Origin of the sequence: Micromonospora sp. NPDC018662, assembly GCF_044391475.1 — a bacterium.
Lineage (GTDB): Bacteria > Actinomycetota > Actinomycetes > Mycobacteriales > Micromonosporaceae > Micromonospora.
Genome location: NZ_JBISAC010000007.1, coordinates 351,918 through 375,265, shown reverse-complemented (window position 1 = coordinate 375,265; position 23,348 = coordinate 351,918). Strand labels below are relative to the sequence as shown.

At 74.2% G+C, this 23,348-nt stretch carries 15 protein-coding genes; 4 read left to right on the top strand and 11 right to left on the bottom strand.

Annotation, left to right across the window (positions count from 1 at the left end; all coding sequences use genetic code 11):
- Nucleotides 1–101: 101 nt before the first annotated feature.
- From ACH495_RS21770 to lpdA, 5 genes are all read right to left on the bottom strand, one after another.
- Nucleotides 102–464 carry a DUF6086 family protein gene (locus ACH495_RS21770; protein WP_396859533.1) on the bottom strand — a complete coding sequence of 121 codons (363 nt, stop codon included), beginning with the start codon at nucleotides 462–464 and terminating at the stop codon, nucleotides 102–104.
- Nucleotides 461–4,732, bottom strand: coding sequence for a polymorphic toxin-type HINT domain-containing protein (locus ACH495_RS21765; RefSeq protein ID WP_396859532.1), 4,272 nt, complete (start codon nucleotides 4,730–4,732; stop codon nucleotides 461–463). Before ACH495_RS21765 ends, ACH495_RS21770 begins: the two co-directional genes overlap by 4 nt.
- Nucleotides 4,733–5,051: 319 nt before the next feature.
- Nucleotides 5,052–6,386 carry a low temperature requirement protein A gene (locus tag ACH495_RS21760; protein ID WP_396859531.1) on the bottom strand — a complete coding sequence of 445 codons (1,335 nt, stop codon included), beginning with the start codon at nucleotides 6,384–6,386 and terminating at the stop codon, nucleotides 5,052–5,054.
- A 93-nt stretch (nucleotides 6,387–6,479) separates the two neighbouring features.
- A complete protein-coding gene (gene sucB, locus ACH495_RS21755) occupies nucleotides 6,480–8,348 on the bottom strand; it encodes a 2-oxoglutarate dehydrogenase, E2 component, dihydrolipoamide succinyltransferase (protein WP_396859530.1) in 1,869 nt (622 codons plus the stop codon).
- Nucleotides 8,349–8,414: 66 nt separating this feature from the next.
- Nucleotides 8,415–9,806 carry a dihydrolipoyl dehydrogenase gene (gene lpdA, locus ACH495_RS21750; protein WP_396859529.1) on the bottom strand — a complete coding sequence of 464 codons (1,392 nt, stop codon included), beginning with the start codon at nucleotides 9,804–9,806 and terminating at the stop codon, nucleotides 8,415–8,417.
- A 178-nt stretch (nucleotides 9,807–9,984) separates the two neighbouring features.
- On the opposite strand from lpdA, the gene ACH495_RS21745 reads away from it, so the two are divergent.
- Nucleotides 9,985–10,314 carry a hypothetical protein gene (locus ACH495_RS21745; RefSeq protein ID WP_396859528.1) on the top strand — a complete coding sequence of 110 codons (330 nt, stop codon included), beginning with the start codon at nucleotides 9,985–9,987 and terminating at the stop codon, nucleotides 10,312–10,314.
- 75 nt (nucleotides 10,315–10,389) lie between these two features.
- Here ACH495_RS21745 and ACH495_RS21740 read toward each other — a convergent pair whose 3' ends face one another.
- Nucleotides 10,390–11,958, bottom strand: coding sequence for a leucyl aminopeptidase (locus ACH495_RS21740; RefSeq protein WP_396859527.1), 1,569 nt, complete (start codon nucleotides 11,956–11,958; stop codon nucleotides 10,390–10,392).
- Between the two features lie 165 nt (nucleotides 11,959–12,123).
- Here ACH495_RS21740 and gcvT point away from each other — a divergent pair, with 165 nt between their 5' ends.
- Nucleotides 12,124–13,248 (top strand): glycine cleavage system aminomethyltransferase GcvT, encoded by a 1,125-nt coding sequence (gene gcvT / locus ACH495_RS21735; protein ID WP_396859526.1) that lies wholly within the window; start codon nucleotides 12,124–12,126, stop codon nucleotides 13,246–13,248.
- 10 nt (nucleotides 13,249–13,258) lie between these two features.
- Here the strand turns inward: gcvT and ACH495_RS21730 are convergent, their stop codons facing one another.
- From ACH495_RS21730 to ACH495_RS21720, 3 genes are all read right to left on the bottom strand, one after another.
- A complete protein-coding gene (locus tag ACH495_RS21730) occupies nucleotides 13,259–14,548 on the bottom strand; it encodes a DUF2314 domain-containing protein (protein WP_396859525.1) in 1,290 nt (429 codons plus the stop codon).
- Between the two features lie 62 nt (nucleotides 14,549–14,610).
- Nucleotides 14,611–15,384, bottom strand: a complete 774-nt coding sequence (cobS, locus tag ACH495_RS21725) for an adenosylcobinamide-GDP ribazoletransferase (RefSeq protein ID WP_396859524.1) — start codon at nucleotides 15,382–15,384, stop codon at nucleotides 14,611–14,613.
- Complete coding sequence (locus ACH495_RS21720; RefSeq protein WP_396859523.1) at nucleotides 15,374–17,377, bottom strand: bifunctional adenosylcobinamide kinase/adenosylcobinamide-phosphate guanylyltransferase; 2,004 nt, start codon at nucleotides 17,375–17,377, stop codon at nucleotides 15,374–15,376. Before ACH495_RS21720 ends, cobS begins: the two co-directional genes overlap by 11 nt.
- Before the next feature lie 213 nt (nucleotides 17,378–17,590).
- On the opposite strand from ACH495_RS21720, the gene ACH495_RS21715 reads away from it, so the two are divergent.
- Both ACH495_RS21715 and ACH495_RS21710 read left to right on the top strand, forming a co-directional pair.
- Nucleotides 17,591–17,791 (top strand): hypothetical protein, encoded by a 201-nt coding sequence (locus ACH495_RS21715; RefSeq protein ID WP_396859522.1) that lies wholly within the window; start codon nucleotides 17,591–17,593, stop codon nucleotides 17,789–17,791.
- Nucleotides 17,788–18,585 (top strand): site-2 protease family protein, encoded by a 798-nt coding sequence (locus tag ACH495_RS21710; RefSeq protein WP_396859521.1) that lies wholly within the window; start codon nucleotides 17,788–17,790, stop codon nucleotides 18,583–18,585. The genes ACH495_RS21715 and ACH495_RS21710 overlap by 4 nt, the downstream gene beginning before the upstream one ends.
- Before the next feature lie 49 nt (nucleotides 18,586–18,634).
- Here the strand turns inward: ACH495_RS21710 and ACH495_RS21705 are convergent, their stop codons facing one another.
- Together ACH495_RS21705 and ACH495_RS21700 are read right to left on the bottom strand one after the other, a co-directional pair.
- Entirely contained in the window at nucleotides 18,635–19,633 is a 999-nt protein-coding gene (locus ACH495_RS21705; RefSeq protein ID WP_396859520.1) for an aldo/keto reductase family protein, read from the bottom strand.
- 37 nt (nucleotides 19,634–19,670) lie between these two features.
- Nucleotides 19,671–22,100 carry a WG repeat-containing protein gene (locus ACH495_RS21700; protein ID WP_396859519.1) on the bottom strand — a complete coding sequence of 810 codons (2,430 nt, stop codon included), beginning with the start codon at nucleotides 22,098–22,100 and terminating at the stop codon, nucleotides 19,671–19,673.
- Nucleotides 22,101–23,348: the final 1,248 nt, after the last annotated feature.

The window sequence follows — 23,348 nt, the reverse complement described above, 5'->3', positions numbered from 1 at the left end:
AACCTGGTTCCACGGACGCTCCGGTGCGCCGGTTCAGGTCGGAACGGCCGGGGCCGGTCCTCCGCGAGGGAGAACCGGCCCCGACGGTCGGAGCGCGTCATCTAGACGGGCATGGTCAGCTCCAGCGCGGTCGCCTCGGCGACCAGCGCGTCGATCACCTCATTGCCGGCCGGCGGAGGAGGCCCACCGGCACGCTTCAGCAACACCAGGGAGACCAGGAGGACCCCGCGCAGCAGTTGCGAGAGGGTGGGGTGGCGGCCCGCGTTGTAGAACCGGAGGAGGTGATCCACAAAGACCGCGAACACCTCCGGATCAAGGTCGCAACTGCCGTTGCGGTGGGGAGCCAGACCTGACGCCACCTCCATGACCTCCGCCACCGCCTGGGCCTGACCGAGGTATACCCGCCCGACCCGGAGCGCGGGGTCCCACACCGGTCTCTCGGCAGTCTGGAACGGATAGCTCACGAGGCGAACTCGATCTTCACCTGAACGCCGGCGTCCTCGGCCAAACGTCTCAACCTTTCCGTGATGACCGTGCGCGTCTGCGCGTCGATCTTCTTGTTGGGGAAGCGGAAGCCGATGACGGCGTTGCGGTAGTCGGCGGGAAGGATGGTCCGAGACTTCAGATACTTCGCGAACTTTCCGTCAATTTGCGCGACGAGCCACGCTTCGTCTCCCCACCACGGGATTCCGTCCTTGAGCTCCCACAGTTCGCCGTTCTCGATGCTGTCGATGTCGGTGACGATCTGCTTCGTGACGGGGTCGATGACAACGTACTCCTTCTCACCGTCCAGGCAGCCCCCCACGTTGTGGACAAGCAGCGCGGTCGAGCCGGCAGCCACGTAGTAGGTGTGGGTCTCGGCAACGGTCAGGTTGTGCATCACCTGCGGCCCGTCGAAGGTCCGGACGCCGGAGACTCGGACCGTTCCGCCGTCCGGGTTGCGCAGGGTGCTGCCCACCGTCAGGTCCGCGGCGTCCACCCAGCGCCGACCGTCGACGTCCCAGAACGGGTGGTGCGGCGTCGTGTGTACGGTCGCCTCCGGTCCGGTGGCCGGTGTGACCGTCACGTCGGTGAGGGTCGGATCGGTGCTCCGGATGAGGTCGGTCACCGGCCGGGCGGCAGATTCGCCGGTCGTCGGATCGGTGGCCAGGACCCGATCGCCGACCCGGATGTCCGCGATGGGCTTGCTGCTGCCGTCGGCGAGCAGCACCGGCGTGTCAGCGGAGAAACTGTTGCGGGTCAGGCACGAGGTGAGCCGCAGTTCACGTCGTGCCTTGTTGGCCACCGCGAGATCCGCCTCGGCCTGTTTGGCGGCGCGGCTGAGGGTGTAGAGCTGCTTGGCGGCTTTGAAGCCGGCGCCGACGAGTTTGGCGATGCCGGCGAAGGCCAGTGTTTCCAGGGCGAGGGTGCCGAGGTGCAGCAGGGTGTCGGCGAGTCCTTGGTCGCCGTTGATGTATTTGTAGATGTTGAGGCCGACATCGCCGATGGTGATGATGGTGCCGAGGACGACGCCGCAGACGACGGTGGCGATGCAGCCGATGCCGAGTGCAACCGCGACCGGGATGAGCAGGGTGGTGATGCCGGCGATGATCTGGGTGAGCAGGGTCAGGGTCTGGCCGCCGCGGAAGTCGGGGTCCAGGACGGTGGCGAGGCAGTTCTTGGCCAGTTGGCTGCCGTCGGGGTAGACACCGCAGAACGCCGAGTTGGTGTAGGCGCGTGTGGCCAGTTCGGCGGGGTCGGCGATGACGTTGCGGACGCAGTTCTTGGCGTAGTCACCCTTGGTGCCGGTGAGCAGCTTCTCCCACTCGCCCAGGGGTCCCTCGGCGGTGTACTCGACGGTGCACTTGCCGATTTCCAGGCCCTTGGCCGACTCGTATTCCTGGTAGGCGTCGCGGGCGGCGGCGTTGGCCTCGTCGGCGCTCTTGCCGGCGGCGATCGCCGAGTCGTAGGCGCGGACCGCGGAGGCGTTGGCCTCCCTGGCGGACTGGACCGCGTGCTCGTGTGAGGTCACGGCCCAGGACGCCGACCGGATCGCGCTGCGCGCCGACGCCGACGCCCTCGTCGCGGCGGCCTTCGCGGTCTGCACCGCGGCGGCGGCCTTCTCGGCGGACTGGCTGGCCTGGTTGGCGTACTGGGCGGCCTGGGTGGCGTAACCGGCGGCCTTCTGCGCCGACGCGGCGGCCTGGTTGGCGTAGTCCGCCGCGGCAGCGGCGTCCTTGCGGGCCTGCGCCGCGACCGACTGCGCGGTCATCGCGTCCTGCACCGCGGTCTGCGCGATCTGGTTGATCCGCTGCACCAGCCCGGCGACCACCGCCAGGTGCGCCGCACCCTCCTGGTCCCGCTCGGCCGCGGCGTAACGACCCTCGTCGAGGAACTGCCGCAGCCCCGGCGGCGGCCCGTCCAACGCCACCTGCGCGGCGGCCTTCAACTCCGGCCCGCTGTCCGCACTGGCCATGATCTGATTGACCTGGACACGCTGCCCGACCGCCGCCGCCGTGTACTGCCCCGAGGCGATGAACTCACGCAGCTTCTGCCCGTCGCCGGAGTTCAACGCCTCCTGCGCCTTCTGCGCCAGGAACGTGTCACCGGCCTTCGTCGCCGCCGACATGATCTGGTTGACCTTCAACCGGTCCTGCGTGTAACGACCGGTGTAGTTCTGCGTCCGCAGGAACTCCGACACCTGCGCGTCGCTGCCGGCCAACGCCGCCAACGCCGCGTCCCGCAACGCCGGAATGTCGGTGACCGCCAGGTCCCGCACCGCCACCCGGTCGTCCTGCCCGGCCGCCTCCGCGATCCCCGTGCGCACGAACTCCACCACCTGCGCGTCAGCACCGGCGAGCGCGGTCATCGCCGCCTCACGCGTCCACGTCCCCGACGCCTGGCTCAGGTTCAACGCCACCTTGCGGGCCTTGACCACCGCCACCGCCGGGTCGGTGCCCGGGTTCAGCACCTCGGCGATCAACTGGTTGGTCTCCGCGTCGCGCTGCGCGGCCTGCACCGCGTCCCACTTCGCCGCCGCCTGCGCCTGGCCGTACTGCGCCGCCGCCTGCCGCGCCGCCTCCGAACCCTCGTCCTGCCACACCGCGAGCCGCTCGGCATCCGCCGCCCGCGCCGCGTTGTAGATCTCGATCGCCTGGCCGGCGGTCTCCACCGCCGCGTTCGCCGCCGCGGTCGCCGCGGTCGCCGCCGCCGTCGCCCGCGCCGCCGCCGTCGCCGCCTCACCGGCATGGTTCGCCGCGTCGATCGCGGCGTCAGCCGCCTGCTCCGCGTGCTGCGCCGCCCGATTCGCCGCATCCCGCGCCCGGAACGCCGCATTCGCGGCCACCAGCAGATAGCTCTCTGCGGCATTCGCCGCACGCAACGCCCGATCCGCGTCGGCCCGCGCCTGCTTCGCCGCCGCGATCGCGTCCTTCGCGTCCGCGCCCGCCGCGTTGGCGTAGCGGGTCGCGTCGTCGTTGGCGGTCGCGGCCAACTTCGCGTTGGTCGCCGCCGACCGCGCCGCCACCACCGAATCCAGACCCGCCTGGATCGCCAGACCGGCCAAATTCGCCGTGGTCGCGAAATCCCGCGACAGACGCGCGTTGTCCCGCGCCTCCTGCGCCCGCACCCGCGCCGCGTCCGCCTTCGACGCATCCGTCGCCGCACCCGCCGCCGCGTTGTACGCCCTCGTCGCCGCCCGCTCCGCCTGCGACGCCGCCGACGCCGCCCGCTGCGCCGCCGCCGCCGCCGCCCGCGCCGCCCGATTCGCCGACGCCGCCGCCTGCACCGCCACCTTCGCCGCCGACGCCGCCTTCTGCGCCGCCACCGCAGCCCGCTTCGCCTGCGCCGCCGCCTCACGCGTGTCGTTACGCGCCGCCTCCGTCGCCGCCGCCGCCAACTGCGCCGACCGCTTCGCCGCCTCCGCCGCCTCCTTCGCCCGCGCCGCCTCACCAACCGCCCGATCGGTCTCCTGCTTCGCCAGATCCCCCTGCGCCTGCGCCTCCGCCCGCAACGCCGTCAGCGTCTCGGTCTCCTGATCCCGCGCCGCCGCAACCGCCCAACCACCATCCAGGAACGACTCCAACGCCTCCGGCGTCCCCGCATCCAACGCCTTCTGCGCCGCCGCCTTCACCTGCGGCCCACCCGCAGCCATCGCCTGATTGACCCGCACCCGCTGATCCGTCAACCACCGCGACTGCCAACCCGAATCCACGAACTCCCGCAACACCGACGGATCACCAGAATCCAACGCCTGCTGCGCCGCCGCCTTCACCTGATCACCACCGGCGGCCATCAACTGGTTCACCCGCACCCGGGCATCGGTGTCCGACGGCTGCCGCCACCCACTCATCAGGAATGTCGACAGCGCATTCGTGTCACCGGCGTCGAAGGCGTTCAACGCCGTCTGTGCCGCCCCCCGCACCGCCGGCCCGGACTCGGCGATCACCGCCACGACCGCGTCCCGTTCGTCCAGCCGCTGCGCCTTCGCCCAGCCGTCGCTCACGAACGCCCGGATGTCGTCGTCGGAGCCGACCAGGGCCAGCTCGGCGGCGGCCCGCACCTTGGTGCCACCGTTCAACCACGCCTGCACCACCGGGGTCCGCTCGACGGCCGGAGGCGGCGGGTCCTCCGCCCGGGCCGGACTCGCCGGAAACAGCCCGACCAGTAGGGCCAACGCCGTGAGGTGGGCTACCGCGGCCCGTCGCCATCCGGCACGGCGGCGCCGTGCCGGTGGTGCGACTTCCTCGGACATTCTCAGAACCATGCCTGCTCCCCGTGGAAATGCGCGCCGCCCCGGACGGGACGGCGCCGAGACTAGAACGAGATGAGGGACGGACTCGGCGGATCGGCGGGATGCCCGGCTGGGGCCTCACGCCGACGGCGCTGCCTTGACGTGTGATCGTGAGTGATGACGCCCCCCGAGGCCAACGTCGCCCGCAGAGCCGGACGACCGGACGCATCGACATCTGCCGCGTTCGATGTGGACTGATGCACACGCTACAAGTGCCGGGTGGGCGGCACTGCCCCGGTGGACATGTCCGGCATCACATCCGCTGCCGGCCGGAGTCTGACTACTCGCCCTCGTCGCGGTCGTCGGGCTGCTCGTGCCAGCGGGCCCGCCAGGCCGCCTCGTGCGCCTCGTGGCTGGTCCGCTCCTCGAAGATGAGCTTCCGCAGCGCCCGTCGGCCCTCGTCGAAGACGACCACCTCGGCCGCCACCATGCCCACCGTGATGACGGTCAGGATGGTCATCGCGATCAGGCCCGGCACCCGCTCCGCGACCGGGACCGTCGCGCCGAGCAGCAGCACCGCCGCGACCCGGGTCCAGCTCACCGTGCGCAGCGTCCGCGCCTGGAACAGCATGTTGCCGCAGAGGTAGCAGGCCACGCCCCCGAAGAGCAGCGGTACGGCCGGCCAGTGCGCGGGCTCGGTCGGCGGTACCCGCGGGTCGGCGATGTCGTGCACGATCATCTCGGCGCCGAGCGCGAACAGGATGATGCCCGCGATCATCGGCAGGAACAGGTACGCGTACGCGTCCCGGGCCATCGCCACCCGCGGCCCGTCCCGCGCGGCGTGCAGGGCGATCCGGGCGGCCGGCCCGACCAGGTCGTAGTGCGCCCACCAGAGCGCGGCGGTGAAGAAGATGCCGAGCACCGCCGCCGCCACGGCCGGCCAGGTGGGCGGCTGCCCGAGCAGGTTGCTGCCCACGCCGACCGAGATGACCGACTCGCCCAGCGCGATGATCAGGATGAGGTCGTACCGCTCGGTCCAGTGCTCGGCCGAGGCGACGCCCCAGCCCCACGTGCCGGCGATCATGCCGGTGCCGTACTGGAGCAGCACGACAGTGGCCCACAGCCCGTCCCGGACCACCGAGGCCGAGACGAGTCCGTCGATCTTCGGCGGCACCAGCGCGGCGACCAGCAGCAGCGCGGTGCTGCCGATCGCCTCCGGGGCGAACCGCATCAACTGCCGGCGCTCGTTCGGGCTGTCCCGCACCACGTGCCGGTAGAGCAGCAGGTGCACCACGCGCAGCACGGTGTAGCTGATCGCGGCGACGATCGGGCCGGCCGCGTTGCCGCGCGGGTCGCGGAACGCGTTCGGCAGCGACAGCGCGAACGTGAACAGCGCCGCCATGCCGACCGTCATGAGCACCGGGACGAAGCCCTCACCGAGCCGGACCCGGGTGGCGACCACGCTGTGCACCACCCACGACCACCAGAGCACGGCGAGGACCAGCAGCGCGTGCAGCAGCGCGCCGCCGGTCACCTGGAGCGCGGTGGCCCGGGTGATGATGAAGAACGAGAAGACGAAGACCAGGTCGAAGAAGATCTCGAACCGGTCCACCCGGGCACCCGGGGCCACCGGCACCGCCGGCCCGAGGCGCCCCCGCCACCCGTACCCGCCCACCGGCCGAGTCTGTCAGCGTGCGGTCCGCGCCGGGCCGGAAACGGCGAAGGGGTACGCGGCCGGAGCCGCGTACCCCTTCGTGTGCCCGAGGCGTCAGAGGCCCAGTTCGGCCTCGAAGTTGCCGGCCTCCAGCCGCTCCTTGACCGCGGTCAGGAAGCGGGCGGCGTCGGCGCCGTCGATCAGCCGGTGGTCGTACGACATGGCCAGGTAGACCATCGACCGGACCGCGATGACCTCGCCCAGCTCCGGGTCGTTGACCACGACCGGGCGCTTCACCACGGCGCCCGTGCCGAGCATCGCCGACTGCGGCGACGGCACGATCGGGGTGTCGAACAGCGCGCCCCGGCTGCCGGTGTTGGTCAGCGTGAAGGTCGCCCCGGCCATCTCGTCCGGGGTGATCTTGTTGGCCCGGGTGCGCTCGGCCAGGTCGGCGATCCGCTTCGCGATGCCGCCCATGTTGAGGTCACCGGCGTTGTGGATGACCGGCACGAGCAGCCCGCGCTCGGTGTCCACGGCGATGCCGAGGTGCTCGGCGGCCGGGTAGGTGATGGTGCCGCCGTCCAGGTCCATGCTGGCCTGGATGATCGGGTAGGTCTGGAGCGCCTCGATGGCGGCGAGCGCGAAGAACGGCAGGAAGGAGAGCTTCACGCCGTGCCGCGCCTGGAACGACTCCTTGGCCCGGGCCCGCAGCTTGGCGACCTTGGTGACGTCGACCTCGACGACGGTGGTCAGCTGCGCCGTCTCGTGCAGCGACTGCTGCATCCGCTTGGCGATGGTCGCCCGGATCCGCGGCAGCTTCTCCGTGGTGCCCCGCTTGGCGCTCGGCTGCGGCTTGGCGGCCGGCTGGGCCGGTGCCTTCGCGGCCGGGGCGGCGGTGGCGGCCGGCTGAGCCTTGGCGGCCTTCGCCTTCTCGGCCGCCTCCAGCACGTCCTGCTTGCGGATCCGGCCACCCACGCCGGTGCCGTTGACCGAGCCCAGGTCGACGCCGTGCTCGGCGGCGAGCTTGCGAACCAGCGGCGTCACGTAGCCGGCGGCCTCCTCACCGCCGCCCTGGGCCGGGGCGGTCGGGCGCTGCGGCGTGGCGGTCGGTGCGGCCGGCTGGGCGGCCTGCTCGGCCTTGGCCGGCTCGGCGGCCTGCTCCGCCTCGGCGGACGGCTCGTTGTAGGACATGCCCGGGGTGGGCTCCTCGACCTTCGGCTCGGCCTTGGGCGCCGGCTTCGCCTCGGGCTTCGCCTCGGCCTTGGGCTCGGGCTTCGCCTCGGCCTTCGGCTGGGCCTTGGGCTCGGGCTTCGGCTCGGCCGGCGCGGCACCGGCCGCCCCGACGATCGCCAGCACGCCGCCGACCTCGGCGGTCTCGTCCTCGGCGACCTTGATCTCCAGCACGGTGCCGGCGACCGGCGACGGGATCTCGGTGTCCACCTTGTCGGTGGAGACCTCCAGCAGCGGCTCGTCCACCTCGACGGTCTCGCCGACCTGCTTGAGCCAGCGCGTCACCGTACCCTCGGTGACGCTCTCGCCCAGGGCCGGCATGGTCACCGGGGTGCCCTCGCCCGACGACGCGGCGGGCTGGGCCGGCTCCTCGACGGCCGGCTGCTCGGCCTCGGCCCCGGGCTCCGCGGCGGCCTGCGCGGCCTGCTCCGGCTCGGGGCCGGTGCCCTCGGCGGCGGCGGTCGGCTCGGTGGCCGGCTCCGCCTCCTCCTTCGGGGCGCTGCCCGCGTCCTCGCCCTCGCCGGCGATGACCGCCAGCTCGCTGCCGACCTCGGCGGTCTCGTCCTCGCCGACGACGATCCGGCTCAGCACGCCCGCCGCGGGCGACGGGATCTCGGTGTCGACCTTGTCGGTCGACACCTCGAGCAGGGGCTCGTCGACCTCGACGGTGTCACCCTCCTGCTTGAGCCAGCGCGTGACGGTGCCCTCGGTGACGCTCTCGCCGAGCCGGGGCATGGTGACCGATACCGGCATGTTCTCCAGACTCCTTCATTCCCCTGGTGGGATCATCGCCCGTCGCCGGACGCCGCGGTTGTGGTGTCAGGCGTGCGCGTGCAGCGGCTTGCCGGCCAGGGCCAGGTGCGCCTCGCCCAGGGCCTCGTTCTGGGTCGGGTGGGCGTGCACCAGCTGCGCCACCTCGGCCGGGTAGGCCTCCCAGTTGTAGATGAGCTGCGCCTCGCCGATCAGCTCGCCGACCCGGGCGCCGACCATGTGCACGCCGACCACCGGGCCGTCGTCCACCCGGACCAGCTTCACGTGGCCGGCGGTCTTGAGGATCTGGCTCTTGCCGTTGCCGCCCAGGTTGTAGTTGTAGGTCTTGATCTTGTCGGCGCCGTACTGCTCCTTGGCCTTCGCCTCGGTCAGGCCGACCGACGCCAGCTCCGGGTCGCAGTAGGTGACACGCGGGATGCCGGCCTCGTCGATCACGGCGGGGGTCTTCCCGGCGATCTCCTCGGCGACGAAGATGCCCTGCTGGAAACCGCGGTGCGCGAGCTGGAGGCCCGGCACGATGTCGCCGACCGCGTAGACGTTCGGCACGCTGGTGCGCAGCCGCTCGTCGGTCAGCACGTAGCCGCGGTCCATCTTGACGCCCTGCTCCTCGTAGCCGAGGTCGGCGGTGTTCGGGCCACGGCCCACGGCGACCAGCAGCAGCTCGGCCTCGACCGTGTCGCCGCCCTGGATGGTCAGCTTGACGCCGTTGTCGGTCTTCTCGACCTTCTCGAACGGCTTGCCGACCTTGAAGTTGATCTTCCGCTTGCGGAACGCCCGCTCCAGCGCCTTCGACGACTCCTCGTCCTCGGCAGCGACCAGGCGGGGCAGCGCCTCGACGATCGTCACGTCCACGCCGAAGGACTTCCAGACGCTGGCGAACTCGACGCCGATCACGCCGCCGCCGAGCACGATCGCCGACGCCGGGACCCGGTCCAGGGTGAGCGCGTGGTCGCTGGTGATGATCCGCTCGCCGTCGACCTCCAGGCCGGGCAGGCTCTTCGCGTACGAGCCGGAGGCCAGGATCACGTTGCGCCCGGTGTAACGCTTGCCGTCGACCTCGACCACGTTCTTGCCGACCAGCTTGCCGGCGCCGGCCACGAAGGTGATCTTCTTGGCGCTGCCCACCAGGCCCTGGAGACCCTTGTAGAGGCGGGAGACCACGCCGTCCTTGTACGAGTTGACCGCCGCCATGTCGATGCCCACCAGCTCGGCCTTCACGCCGAACTGCTCGGACTCGCGGGTCTGGTCGGCGATCTCGGCGGCGTGCAGCAGCGCCTTGGTGGGGATGCAGCCGTTGTGCAGGCAGGTGCCGCCGAGCTTGCCCTTCTCGATGAGCGCGACGGAGAGATCCAGCTGGGCGGCACGCAGCGCCGCCGCGTAGCCGCCGCTACCACCTCCGAGGATGACGATGTCGAAGGTCGTGTCGTTCGGCTCGCTCACATCCAACTCCCAGGTCGCGTCGCTGCATCGGGGGTTACGGCGGGGTAACTAGGCACACCCCACCTCGGTCATCTTGTCACCACCGGCGGCCGAGCGCGTACCGAGGTGCCCAACGACACGTCGGCGGCACGTACCCTTGGCATCGTCTTCGATGACGTCCGGGGGAGGAGTGGGTCCGGTGGCGCTGTTCCGACGACGCAAACGGGTGGCCGCGGTGAGCCGTGACCGCGCCGCCGAGCGCGCCGATCTGGACCATCTCGAGAACTTCGTCCGCACCCGCCGGGGCGTCGAGGCGTTCCTGGAACCGCGCACGACGGTCACCGAGACCACCGTCATGCTGATCGCCGACGACGGCGAGTGGACCCGGCGGCGGGTCGGCAGCCCGGAGGACGCCCGGCGCTGGGCGCACAAGACCGCCATCCCGATCTACGACGTCCGCCTGATGGGCTACCCCCAGCGCATGCGCGACTACAACGAGCGCCGCAAACGCCGCCCCGAGCTGTTCTGAGCGCCTCGGGCCGCAGGTGTTAAAAGGGGCCCCCTGTTATGCGGAATGCGTTAACAGGGGGCCCCTCCTTACATCTCAGCCGTTGGCGGCCACGTCGTCGATCAGGTGGAGCAGGGTGCGGACGGGGACGCCGGTGCCGCCCTTGGTCCAGTAGCCGGTGGCCTCGCCCGAGTGGTAGCCGGGGCCGGCGATGTCGATGTGCGCCCAGGCCACGTCGTCGGTGACGAACTCGCGCAGGAAGACCCCGCCCTGGAGCATGTGACCGGCCCGGTCCATGCCGGCGTTGACCTGGGAGATGTCCGCGACGTCGGACTCCATGCCCTTGCGCACGTCGTCCGGCAGCGGCATCGGCCAGGCCGGCTCGCCGGTCGCGTCGCCGGCCACCCGCACCCGCTCGCACAGCTCCGGGCTGCCCATCACACCGGCGATCCGCTTGCCCAGCGAGATCACCTGGCCACCGGTCAGCGTCGAGGTCTCGAACAGGTAGTCGGTGCCGTCGGAGCAGGCCCGGGCCATCGCGTCGGCCAGGATCATCCGGCCCTCGGCGTCGGTGTTGAGCACCTCCACCTTCTTGCCGTTGTACATGCTGATCACGTCGCCCGGCCGGTAGCTGGTGCCCGACGGCATGTTCTCCGCCATCGGCAGGTAGCCGGTGACCGTCACGTTCGGCTTGAGCGCCGCCACCGCCAGCATGGCCGCGCCGACCGCCGCCGCGCCGGCCATGTCCGACTTCATCTCCCACATGCCCTGCGCCGGCTTGATCGAGATGCCGCCGGTGTCGAACGTGATGCCCTTGCCGACCAGCGCCACCCGCTTGCCGTTGCCGCCACCGTCCGGCGTCCAGGTCAGCTTCACCAGCCGCGGCGGCGCCTCCGACCCCTGGCCGACGGCGAGGATGCCGCCGTAGCCGCCGGCCGCCAGCGCCGCCTCGTCGAGCACCTCGACCTCCAGCCCGGCCTCCCGGGCGGCGGTCGCCACGGCGTCGGCGAACGCCGGCGGACGCAGCTCGTTCGGAGCCGTGTTGACCCAGTCCCGGCTGGTCCGCACCGCGCCGGCCACCGCCTGCGCGCGCTCGACCTCGGCCCGGGCGGTCGCGTCGGCCGCGTCCGGCACCGCGATCAGCACCTCGGCCACCGGCTCGCGCCGGGCCGGCTGCGGCTTCGTCTTGTAGCCGGCGAACCGGTAGCCGCCGAGCAGCGCGCCCTCCGCGACCGCGCGCAGCGCGGCCGGCGCGTCCGCGTCGTCCGGCAGTGGCAGGGCGAGGGCGACGCGGGGGGCGCCGGCCAGCGCCCGGACCGCCGCACCGGCGGCCCGGCGCAGCGACTCGGGGGCCGGGGCGGCGCCGGAGGGCTCCGGGCCCAGCCCGACGGCGACGACCACCGGGGCGGTCACCGTGCCGAGCGTGGCCAGTTTGATCACCTCGCCGGAGCCGCCGGTCGCGCCGAGCAGGGCCAGCGTCTCGGTCAGCTTTCCGTCGAACGCGGCGGCGATGCTCTCCGCGCCGCTGGCCAGCAGCAGGGCGCCGGCGGGTGCGCCGCCGCCCGGTTCGGTGGTCTGGCTGTGCACGCCGATCACGATCGCGTCGACGGCGAGTTCGGCGGGGTCGGTGTCGACCAGGCTGAGGGTGGTGCGGGGCGATGTCACGAAAGCTACTCCGGGCGGGCCGGGCCGGCCGCGTCGTCGCGTACCGGCGATGAAGGTCTCTCCGGCGGCAACCTACCCGCCGGAACCGTGGCTGTCCCGCCGATGCGTACCGACGGGATCCCGCCGATGCTAACCAGCGTGGTCCCGGCCGGTAAGTTGCCACCCATGACCGAGGTGACCTCCGACGCCGCCGAGACCCGGCTGCGCCGTTCCCCGCTGCACGAGCGACACACCGCGCTCGGCGCGAAGTTCGCCCCCTTCGGCGGCTGGCAGATGCCGCTCGAGTACGCCGGCGGCGGCGTGCTCAGGGAGCACACCGCCGTGCGGACCGCGGTGGGCGTCTTCGACGTCTCGCACCTGGGCAAGGTCCGGGTCACCGGGCCCGGCGCGGCCGGCTTCGTCAACGCCTGCCTCACCAACGACCTCGGCCGGATCGGGCCCGGCCAGGCGCAGTACACCCTCTGCTGCGACGACGCCACCGGCGGCGTGGTGGACGACATCATCGCCTACCTGCACGCCGACGACGACGTCTTCCTGGTGCCCAACGCGGCGAACACCGCCGAGGTGGCCCGCCGGTTGCGCGCCGCCGCGCCGGCCGGCGTGACCGTCACCGACGAGCACGAGGCGTACGCGGTGCTCGCCGTCCAGGGGCCCGGCTCGGCAGCACTGCTCGACGCGCTCGGGCTGCCCACCGCGCACGACTACATGAGCTTCTCCACCGCCACCCTGGCCGGCGTCGAGCTGACCGTCTGTCGCACCGGTTACACCGGTGAGCTGGGCTATGAGCTGGTCGTCCCGTCCGAGCACGCGGTCGCCGTCTGGGACGCGATCTTCGCCGCGACCGACGACGTACGCGCCTGCGGGCTGGCCGCCCGGGACACGCTGCGCACCGAGATGGGGTACCCGCTGCACGGGCAGGACCTGTCCCTGGAGATCACCCCGGTGCAGGGCCGCTCCGGCTGGGCGGTGGGCTGGGACAAGCCGGCCTTCTGGGGCCGCGACGTGCTGCGCGCCGAGAAGGCCGCCGGCCCGGCCCGTACGCTGCGCGGGCTCACCGCCGTCGACCGGGCCATCCCGCGCCCCGGCATGGCCGTCTACGCCGGGGACCGCCAGGTCGGCGTCGTCACCAGCGGCACGTTCAGCCCGACGCTCAAGCACGGCATCGCGCTCGCGCTTGTCGACACCGACCCGAAGCGGCCCGACGGCGAGGAGCTGGAGGTGGACATCCGGGGCCGCCGGGCCCGGATGCGCCTGACCCGGCCGCCGTTCGTCCAGCCCTCGGTGCGCTGACCGGCCCGCGTCAGCCCTCGCCGCGCTCGCCGGCGTCGAGGACGGCCTGGGTCCAGCCGCCCTCCAGCACCCCGGTGCCGTCGAGCACGGCCCAGTCCACCACGTCCGACGCCTCGACCACGACCGGCGAGCCGATCCGCACGCTCGGGTCGCTGGTGGCGTCGGTGGCGCTCGCGCCGACGATCCGCTCCGGGGCGTCCCACGAGGTCACCCCGGCCCAGACGTACTCCGGGCCGTCGTCGCCGGGCAGGCCGTACTTGACCACGAGCTGGCTCTCCGCCGGCAGCCCGCCGGCCAGGAACCGGGCCCGGATGTCGCCGAGCGCGGCCCGTGCGGTCGCCACCGCCCGGCTCATCGCGTCACCCGTGCGGGTGTAGCGGACGTCGGGCTGGATGCCGTTGAACAGCGTCGCGCAGGCGGCGGCGAAGTAGCGGCCCGGCGGCCCGGGGTGCCCCGGCGGCGGGTTCAGGCTGAGGAACGAGTCGGCGTCCGGGTCGGTGGCCGGGTCCAGCTCCAGGCGCAGCAGCACCGGCGCGGTCGCGCCGTGCTGCTCGGGATTGCCGTACGCGACCGCGATGTCGTGCCCGGTCACCGTGGCCAGCACCGGGAGCTGCACGAACGCCGGCACCTCCTCGCCGGCCAGCCCGTCGGTCCAGTCCCGCAGCAGCCGCCGGGCCGCGCCGGTCATCACCGCGCCCCAGGCCCGGGTGAGATGGTCCGGCACGCCCTGGGCCTGCAACTCCAGCAACCCGAACCGGCGCAGCCCCTTGGTGGTGAACCAGAGCCCGTCGGTGTCGGAGGAGTAGGGCACCAGCACCCAGTCGACCAGCCGGATCCGACCCTGCTCGTCGGGGAGCGAACGCAGCGCCGCCGCCGGGTCGAGGAACTGGAGCCCGAACACGTCGACCACGTCCCCGCCGACCGTCTCGGCGATGGCCGCGGCCACCGCGCGGGCCGCCCACTCGTGTGCCGGCGGCCAGCCGGGCCGGTACTCCGCCTGCACCACCACCAGGTGGGTGGCGGCGGCCAGCCGGGCGAGTTGCTCGTCGGTGGCGCCGAACGCGGCCAGCAGGTCCGGCGGAAGCTCGGGGAACTCACTGATGGAACGGGTGTCCACGCTCATCAGGGGGCTGTCCAGCATCTGCTTGGCCAGCCCGTGCACCGGCCCGGCCAGCCGGCCGGTCAGCCCCTCCACAGCGGTCTTCGGGCTCACCCGGGGCAGCCCGTCGATCGGCACCAGGTAGGTCGCGTCGAGCGACTCCGGCACCGGTACGGGCAGGAAGTCGTCAGTGATGAGCATGCCGTCTCCCTCGACCACGCCGGTGCACTCACCCGAACGCTACCCGGCCGACCGGGGCGAGCTCAGCCGGTCAGCACCAGTCCCAGGTAGGACAGCGTGGTGCCGACCTCCACCAGGGCCCCGAGGACGTCGCCGGTGATGCCGCCGAAGCGGCGTACCAGATGCCGGAGCAGCCCGGCCGCGACGGCGAGCGCGCCCAGCACGGCGAGCGGCCCCTGCCACGGACGGCCCGGCACCGCGGGCACCGCCAGCAGCGCCACGGCGAGCGCGCCGACCGCGAGCGCGCCCCGGCCCACCGTGCCCGCCACCAACGCGCCCAGCCCTTCCGGTCGGGCCGCCGGCACGCCGCGCCGGCAGGCCAGGGCGGCGGCCAGCCGGCCGGCCGCGGTGGCCGCGACCACGGCGGCGAGGGCCGCGGGCGCGTCCCGCCCGGCCAGCTCCGCCAGCACCGCGGTCTGGAGCAGGAGGACGACCACCAGCGCGACCACCCCGAACGGGCCGACGTCCGGTTGCTTCATGATCGCCAGAGCGGCCGGCCCGCGCCGGTAGGACCCGAGCGCGTCCACGGTGTCGGCCAGCCCGTCCAGGTGCAGGCCCCGGGTGAGCAACGCACCCAGCCCGACCGTCACCCCGGCGGCGACCAGCGGCGGGGCCACCGCCCCGGCCAGCAGCAGCGCGCCGCCGAGCACCGCGCCGAGCAGCGCGCCGACGGCCGGGGCCAGCGCCATCGCGGTGCCGGCGGTGGCCCGGTCGACGCGGCCGGCGCGCACCGGCGCGGTGGTGAACGTGGTCAGCGCCAGCCGGACACCGTCGGCGAGCCGGCGCTCAGTCGGCACGTCGGCCGGGCGAGACCGGCTCGTCGGACCCGATCGTGGTGGGACCCGGCCCGGCCGGCTCCGGCTCGGCGAAGTCCGGCTCGTCGGCGGGGGCGGCCGGCCCCGGCCCGGCCGGCGTGGGCTCGGCGAAGCCCTCGTCCTGCTCGCCGCCGAGCGTCGGGTGCGCCGGCAGCGTGGCGGCGAGCGTCAGCGCCGAGCGCAGCAGCGGCAGGGCGGCCAGCGCGGTCGCCCCCTCGCCCAGGTCGAGGCGCAGGTCCAGCAGCGGGGTCAGGCCGAGCACGTCGGCGGCGAGGCGTACCCCGGGCCGGCCGCCGTGGTCGGGCAGCAGGCACCAGTGCCGGGCCTGCCCGGCCAGGTCGCGGCTGACCATGCCGGCGGCGGTGCCGACCGGCCCGTCGAGCAGCACCGGGACCCGCCGGGCGGTGGCCCCGAGCAGCACGCCGGTGGCCGTGGCGATGTCGCCGCCGCCCAGCTCCGCCAGGACGTCCTTGGCCTCGCGGGGGGAGCGCCGGGTACGGTGCAGCGCGTCCCGGACCGCCGCGCAGCGGACCATCCAGGCGTTGTCGTCGATCTCGCCCTGGTCGTTGACCACCCGGCCGAGCACCGCCGGCGGCTCCGCGCCGGCGGTGGCCGCCAGCACCGCCGCGGCGGCCGCCTCGGCGCCGGCCCCGCAGGCGGCCAGCACCAGCAGGTGTACGCCCGCGTCGGCGGCCTGCTCGGCCAGCCGCCAGCCGTAGCGCAGCGCCGCGTCGACCTGCTCGTCGGTCAGCGCCGGGCCGTCCTCGAACGGTGCCGAGGTGGGCGCTTCGACGACCTGGAGGCTGGCGCCGTTCTCGGCGGCCAGCCGGGCCAGCGCGCCCCGGCCGGCGCGGGCCTGGCGGGCGCGGCGGGCCGACTCACCGGCCACCGCGCCGGCCGACGCGCCGCCCTCGTGGTCGCCGTGCAGCAGCAGCACCCGGACGGTGTCCCAGGGGCGCGGGGTGGAGGTGCCCTGGGTGGCGGCGGCGAAGCCGACCACCTGCTCCAGCACGCCGAGACCGGCGCCGGGGACGTCCAGCGTGGCGAGCCGGTCGACGGCCTGCGGGCCGGTGTAGTCGTCCGGCATCGGCAGTTCCATGCCGGGCTGGATGACCAGGCCGGTGGCGATCATCGGCAGCGCCATGGTGGGCGCCGCCCAGTCGCCGGCCCCGGCCGGGCCGGCCGGCGTGGTGGCCGGCGGCGGCGTCGCGGCCGGGGTGAGCACCTCGGGCAGCGCCACGTCCGCGACGCCCCGGCCGCCGGCGGCGTGCCGTGGCTCGGACGGCGTGCCGACCGTGTTCGCCGCGTGGACCCCGCCCATGGCGGCGGCGGTTGCGGCGCCGGCCGGGTGGGCCCCGGCGGTGGCGGGGGCGTCGGCCGGGGCGTGGGCCGCCGGCGGGTGCGCCGGCACGGTCGGGAGCGACGCGGCGGGCGGCTTGAGCCAGGCGGTCTGGCCGGCCACCACGAGCGCGACGGCGTCGCAGGCGTCGGCCACCGCCCGGTTGGTCGCGCCCAGCGCGTCGGTGAACGCCCGGCCCAGCGGGGTGGTGGGCACCAGGGACAGGCCGACCTCCGGGCTGACCAGCACCAGCCGCGCCTCGCTGCCCCGCACCGCGGCGGCCAGCTCGGCGACGGTGGCGGTGTCGTCGGCCGGCTGGTGGGCCGGGTCGAGCAGCACGGTGACCCAGCCGCCCAGGTCGTCCACGAGCAGCGTGTCGTGCGGGCCGGCGGCGGCGATCACCTCGACCAGCCGGCCCGGATCCGTCGCGGTCTCCTCGGTGGTCCAGCTGCCCGGCCGCCGGGCGCGGTGCGACGCGAGGCGGATCGCCCACTCGGTGTCCTCCGGGTCCCCGGCGGGGGCGGTGGCCACGTAGCGGACCATGGGCGCGTCGGCGACCAGTGACTCGGCGAACTCGGACTTGCCGGAGCGGATACCGCCGAGCACCAGGAGGGTGTGCCACCCGTCAACGGACATGCCCGTACCTTAGTTCGCCCGCTCCTTCCCCGCCCCACCCCCTCCCAGCGTTGATCTTGCGGTTGCCGCCCGCAGGATGCCGGAGATGACCCGTTCTGTCGGGGCGGCAACCGCAAGATCGCGGGAGCGGTGAGGGCTGTGGCGGGACGGGGCGACTAGGCTTGCGGAGGTTTCCGGTCCTGCGGGGCGACGGGCGGCGAGGGGAGACGCGGCATGGCGTGGAGCTGGCGGTACGAGGGCGCGAACGGCGACCCGGTCGACGGGCCGGGCGAGTCGTTCCCGAGTCAGGCCGACGCCGAGTCGTGGATCGGCCAGACCTGGCGGGATCTCGCGACATCCGGCGTCACCACCGTCGTGCTGGTCGAGGACGACCGGGTCGACTACCGGATGAGCCTGCAGCCCCCGGCCGAATGACGGGCTACGACCGCCCGGGCGACCCGCTGGTCCTCGGCGTGCCCCGGGCGGCGTTCCGGCCCAGCCCGATCTTCCTGGCCCTGGTCGCGCTCTTCGTGGCCGGCGGGGTGATGACCTGGAACCGGTACGGCAACGTCCGGTTCGACGTGTTCCTCTTCGTGGTCGCCGGCTGGCTGGTCTCGCTCTGCCTGCACGAGTACGCGCACGCCGTGATCGCGTACCGGGCCGGCGACCGGGACATCGCCCATCGCGGCTACCTCACGCTCAACCCGCTGAAGTACACCAGCCCGCTGCTGTCGATCGTGCTGCCGGTGGTCGTGCTGCTGCTCGGCGGCATCGGCCTGCCCGGCGGCGCGGTCTGGGTGGACCGGCACGCCATTCCCGGGCGGCTGCGGCACACCCTGGTCAGCCTGGCCGGGCCGGCCACCAACGTGGTGTTCACGCTGCTGCTGGTGGCGGCCGTGACGTGGGGGCCGGCGCTGGGCGGGCCGCTGGAGTTCTGGGCCGGCGTCGCGCTGCTCGCGTTCCTCCAGCTCATGGCCAGCGTGCTCAACCTGCTGCCGGTGCCGGGACTGGACGGCGGCAACATGATCCAGCCCTGGCTCAGCCCCGCCTACCGGCGGATGTACGACCTGTTCGCCCCGTACGGATTCATTCTGCTCTTCGCGTTGCTGTGGAGCCCGCGGATCGGCGGCGCGTTCTTCGGCGGGGTCTTCGCGGTCGGGGACGCGCTCGGCCTCCCGCCGGACCTCTACCGCCTGGGGCTCTACCTGATCCGGTTCTGGCAGGGCTGACCGGGCCGCCCCCGGGCCGGCGGCGACGCCGGCCCGGGGACGACGGGCGTCACGGACGCTGCGCCGGGCTCTCGGTCTTCGCCGGGTCCCGCTCGGTGACCGGCTCGACGATGTCGTCGATCGCCTTGAGCAGGCCGGCGTCGAGCTTCACGCCCGCCGCCTTCACGTTGTCGTGCACCTGCTCGGGCCGGGACGCGCCGACGATCGCCGAGGACACGTTCGGGTTCTGCAGCACCCAGGCCACGGCGAGCTGCGGCATGGTCAGCCCCGCCTGCTCGGCGAGCGGTGCGAGCTGCTGCACCCGGGTGAGCACGTCGTCGGTGAGCCACCGGGCGATGAAGTTCGCGCCCGACTTCTCGTCGGTGGCCCGGGAGCCGGCCGGCGGCGGCTGGCCCGGCAGGTACTTCCCGGAGAGCACGCCCTGCGCCATCGGCGACCAGACGATCTGGCCGACGCCCAGCTCCTCGCTGGCCGGGATCACCTCGGTCTCGATGACCCGCCACAGCATCGAGTACTGCGGCTGGTTGGAGATCAACGGGATGCGCAGCTCGCGGGCGAGCGCGTGCGCCTCACGCAGTTGCGCCGCCGTCCACTCCGAGACGCCGATGTAGTGCGCCTTGCCGGCGTGCACGACGTCGGCGAACGCCTCCATCGTCTCCTCCAGCGGCGTGCTGACGTCGTAGCGGTGGGCCTGGTAGAGGTCGACGTGGTCGGTCTGGAGGCGGCGCAGCGAGCCGTCGATCGACTCCATGATGTGCTTGCGGGACAGGCCACGGTCGTTGCGGCCCGGACCGGTCGGCCAGTACACCTTGGTGAAGATCTCCAGCCCCTCGCGGCGCTCGCCCTTCAGCGCGCGGCCGAGCACCGACTCGGCCCGGGTGCCGGCGTAGACGTCGGCGGTGTCGAACGTGGTGATGCCGCTGTCGAGGGCGGCCCGCACGCAGGCGACCGCCGCCTCCTCCTCGACCTGCGAGCCGTGGGTGATCCAGTTGCCGTACGAGATCTCGCTGACCATCAGGCCGGAGCGGCCCAGGTGTCGGAATTCCATCCCTCGACCCTAGCCCCGACCGTCCTGACCCGCCGGTTCAGAGCACCGGGGAGGCGTCCGCGAGCAGCCGGTCGATCTCGGCGGCCACCGCGGCCCGACCCGGGTGCACCGGGTCGATCAGCGGCTCACCGTGCCGGTCCAGCGCGCCCCAGCGCCCCGCCTCGGTGGTGACCAGGAACGCCACCGGGTGGATCACCAGCGTCGGGTACGCGGGCGCCACCCGTACCCGACCGTTCCGGTCCACCACGCCCCGCCGGCCGGCCAGCTCGACCACGGCCAGCCCCTCCTCGGTGAAGCCGTCCAGGTGCCGACCGTCCGCCAGCGACGTGCCGAGCCCGTGGTAGCGGGTCGGCACCACTACCTCGCCGGCGCGGTCCACGGCCCCCCAGCCGCCGTTCTGCCGCACCGCGGCCAGGCCGTTGCGGAACGGGCGGACCTCCTCGTAGCCGGGCGGGATCTTCACGATGTTCGTCCGGTCGACGGCCATCCACCGGCCCTTGCCGTCCATGCTCACCCACGACAGTCCTTCGGCGAACACGCCCACCGCCCGGTAGCCGTTGTTCGCCTCGATCAGCGCCGCCCCGGTGGTGTCGATGAGCGCCCAGCGGGACGCCTCCGGCCGGCGGACCCAGGCCACCCCCTCGTGGAACGGCTGCACCTCGGCGTACCGGTGCCCGATCACCAGTTCGCCGTCGGCGTCCGCGTACCCCCAGAGCTGCTGCTCCTCGTCGTACGTCGCCACCGGGTACCGCGGCGTGCCGAGCACCTCCGCCCGGCCGCGCGGCGCCGGCCCGAACCCGTCGCGCGCCGCGCGCGCCGCGACCGCGTCCAACGCGACAAGGGTCCGGGCGTTCAACGCCGCGTCCTCGCCCCGGCGCAGGTCCAGCGCCCGCTCGAAGTGCAGGCACGCCTCGGTCAGCCGGCCCTGGTCGTAACAGCAGCGACCGGCGTGCTCGTGCAGCAACGCGCGCAACCGGTCCGGCAGCTCCGCCGAGTTCGCCTCGGCGAAGAGCCGGTCGGCCTCCGCGTACTCGCCCCGCCAGCGCAGCACCTCGGCCAGCCGGGCGCGGGCCAGCGCGGTCCGCCGCAACTCACCGGTGGCCTCCGCGTACGTCAGGGCCAGCCGCGCGTCGGCGACCGCGTCGTCGGCGTCACCGATGACCCGCGACGCCACCGCCCGCAGGCTGAGCAGCCGGGCCCGGCTGCGGTTGTCCAGTGCGGTGTCGAGCTTGCCGGTGAGGCCGTCCCGGATCCGCCGCAGCTCCGCCGGATCGGGTGCCTCCTCGCGCAGCGTCTCCGGGTGCAGCCGCCAGTCGACGGCGGCCAGGGCCCGCTCCGGGTCCACCTGACGCGCCGGCGCGGGTTCGTCGTCCGGCAGGTCCGCCCGGATGTCGGCCGCCGGCCCCGATTCCGGGGTACGCGGGTCGGCCGGTCCGTCGGCCGGTTCCTCGGGCACCGGTCCGGCGTCGGCTCGTACCGTCGATGTGTCGGCCTGCTCGGGTGCGCCCCGGCCTCCGGCGGTCGGACCGGTCGGGGGCGTGGCGGTCGGGGTCGTGGCGGTCGAGGTCGTGGCGGGCGCGGTCGTGGCGGTCGGGGTCGTGGTCGTGGTCGCGGCGTCGGCCCGGGGCGTGCCGGGGACGTGCGTGTCGGTGGCGTCGGCGTCGGCCGTGCCGGGTGCCTGGTTGTCGGTCGGCGCGGCGCTCGTCCGGGCGCTGCCGGTCGGCGTCGCGGTGCTCCCGGCCGGATCTTCTTCGGCCGGATCCGTGGCGGCCGAGCGGGTGCTGACCGAATCCTCTTCGCCGCGGGCCACGCGACGCGGCTCTTCCTGGCCGAGGTCCGGGCCGGTGGGCCGCTCCGCGGTCGGAACCGGGACGTGCCGATCCGGCGCCGGTCGGAGCGCGTCTCCCGGATCACTGCTCGGGCTGACGTCGGTCGAGGTGTCGTCGGTCGGGCCGTCGGCGGTCCGGTCGTCACCGGTCGGGCCGTCCGTGGTCGGCGCCGGGCCGGGTGCGGCGGCGTCGACGCCCGTGTCGCCCGGCACCGCCTGCGCGCGCCCGTCGGTGTCCGTGTCCGGGCCGGTGACCCCGGTCCCCGGGCCCGATGCGGTCGAGGTGGCCGCTGCTCCCGTCGGGACGGGTGTCCCGGTGGCCGTGGTGGCCTGCGACGCGGCACCCGCGTACGCATCGGCGTCGGCTCCCGTACGTGGCCGGCCGTGGGCCGCCGGAGGTGCCGGGGCCTCGTCCCGGGTGCGCGCTTCGTCGGGGGAGACCGCGTGTGGCGTGGCGCCGGTGCCCGTGCGCGGCGTGTCATGGGCCGCGGCGTCCGGTGTGGCGTCGGTCGCCGTGCGGGGCGTGTCGTCGACCGCCGCCGCGTCCGGTGTGGCGTCCGGTCGCACGCGGATCGTCACGTCATGGGTGACCGGGCGGGCGGCCCGGTCGTCGGGGAGCGGCCCGTTCTCGTCGCGCACGACGACGACGTGCTCCTCGGCCGTTGCCGGTCCGACGTCTCCGGCGGACGGCGCGGAGTCGGTGGGTGGGACCGCCGGGGTGGGGGTTCGGGAGCCGGCGGACAGCGCGGGCGGTGTCGGCGTCCGGGGCTCGGCCGGAACCGACGCCGGGGACTCGGGCGACGAGCGCGCGCTGGGGAGCATCACGTCGGGGGCCGTTGCGGCGGCCGGGCCGGCCGGCGGGTCGACGTGGTCGACGGGGGTGGACGCGGGCCGGAGGTTTCCGGCTCGTTCGGTCGTCGGAGGCGTACTGACGGTCCCGGTCACGTCCCGGCTGTCCGGGCCGGGCCGGGTCACTTCGCCGTCGGACCGACCGGCGGGACCCACTGGGCCGACGACGTCACCGGGCTCCGGACGGACCGCCTGGTCCACGGATGCGACTGCCGAGTCGCTCACGCTCTCAGGTCGGTAGCGGTCACCGGCCGGACTCGCCGGTTCGGCGGGCGCGATCGAACCGACCTGGCGCTCCGGCCCGACCGGTGTCGCAGCCGGGACCTGGGCGATCCGTGTCGCAGCCGGGACCGGGTCCGCCGGTGTCGCAGCCGGGACCTGTTCCGCCGGTGTCGTAGTCGGAACATGGGCGATGGGTGTCGCGGCCGGGACCTGATCGACCGCCGCCGCAGCCGGGGCGTGGTCGGCCGGGGCGGCAACGGGGGCGGGGTCCGCCAGCACGGTCGGCCCGGTGGGAACGGACGGCGCGGCCTGCTCCACGGGAGCGGGCGTGTCGCCCGGCTGGTCGTCACGCTGGCCGGTCGTCGCCGGCTGGCTCGGCCGGAACCATGCCTCCGCACCGGAGTCCCGGGTCTGCGCCGTCGGGGCCGCCTCGGGTGCCGGTGGGCGGTGCCCGACACGCTCCGGCCGGTCCTGACCCTGGCCGGGCGCCGAGCCACCGTCGGTCGCGCCGGCTGCCGGACGTCCACTCTCGGCCGGGGCCGCCGGCGGGTCGTGGGGTGTCCGAACCTCCGGCGGACCGGTGTGGCCGGGTCGGGCCGGGTCGCCGCCGGGTGCCCGGCTGGACGCGGGGCCGGGGTAGGCAGGCGGGGCCGGACGAGTCGGAGCGGCCGGAGCCGCCGCGTCGGCCGCCGCCCGGGGCGCGGATGCCCGCGACACCGGTGCCGCCGGCTCGCCGGTTCCGGGCCCGCTTGCGCCGGGCCCGCTTGCGCCGGGGCTGCCGGACATGGGCCCACCGGACACAGGCCCGCCGGCTCC

Coding starts and splice junctions, on each gene's coding strand:
- ACH495_RS21715 (WP_396859522.1), top strand. CDS start 17,591: ATGGCGTGGAGCTGGCGGTACGAGGGCGCGAACGGCGACCCGGTCGAC.
- ACH495_RS21710 (WP_396859521.1), top strand. CDS start 17,788: ATGACGGGCTACGACCGCCCGGGCGACCCGCTGGTCCTCGGCGTGCCC.
- ACH495_RS21730 (WP_396859525.1), bottom strand. CDS start 14,548: ATGCTCATCACTGACGACTTCCTGCCCGTACCGGTGCCGGAGTCGCTC.
- sucB (WP_396859530.1), bottom strand. CDS start 8,348: ATGCCGGTATCGGTCACCATGCCCCGGCTCGGCGAGAGCGTCACCGAG.
- gcvT (WP_396859526.1), top strand. CDS start 12,124: ATGACCGAGGTGACCTCCGACGCCGCCGAGACCCGGCTGCGCCGTTCC.
- ACH495_RS21720 (WP_396859523.1), bottom strand. CDS start 17,377: ATGTCCGTTGACGGGTGGCACACCCTCCTGGTGCTCGGCGGTATCCGC.
- ACH495_RS21705 (WP_396859520.1), bottom strand. CDS start 19,633: ATGGAATTCCGACACCTGGGCCGCTCCGGCCTGATGGTCAGCGAGATC.
- ACH495_RS21765 (WP_396859532.1), bottom strand. CDS start 4,732: ATGTCCGAGGAAGTCGCACCACCGGCACGGCGCCGCCGTGCCGGATGG.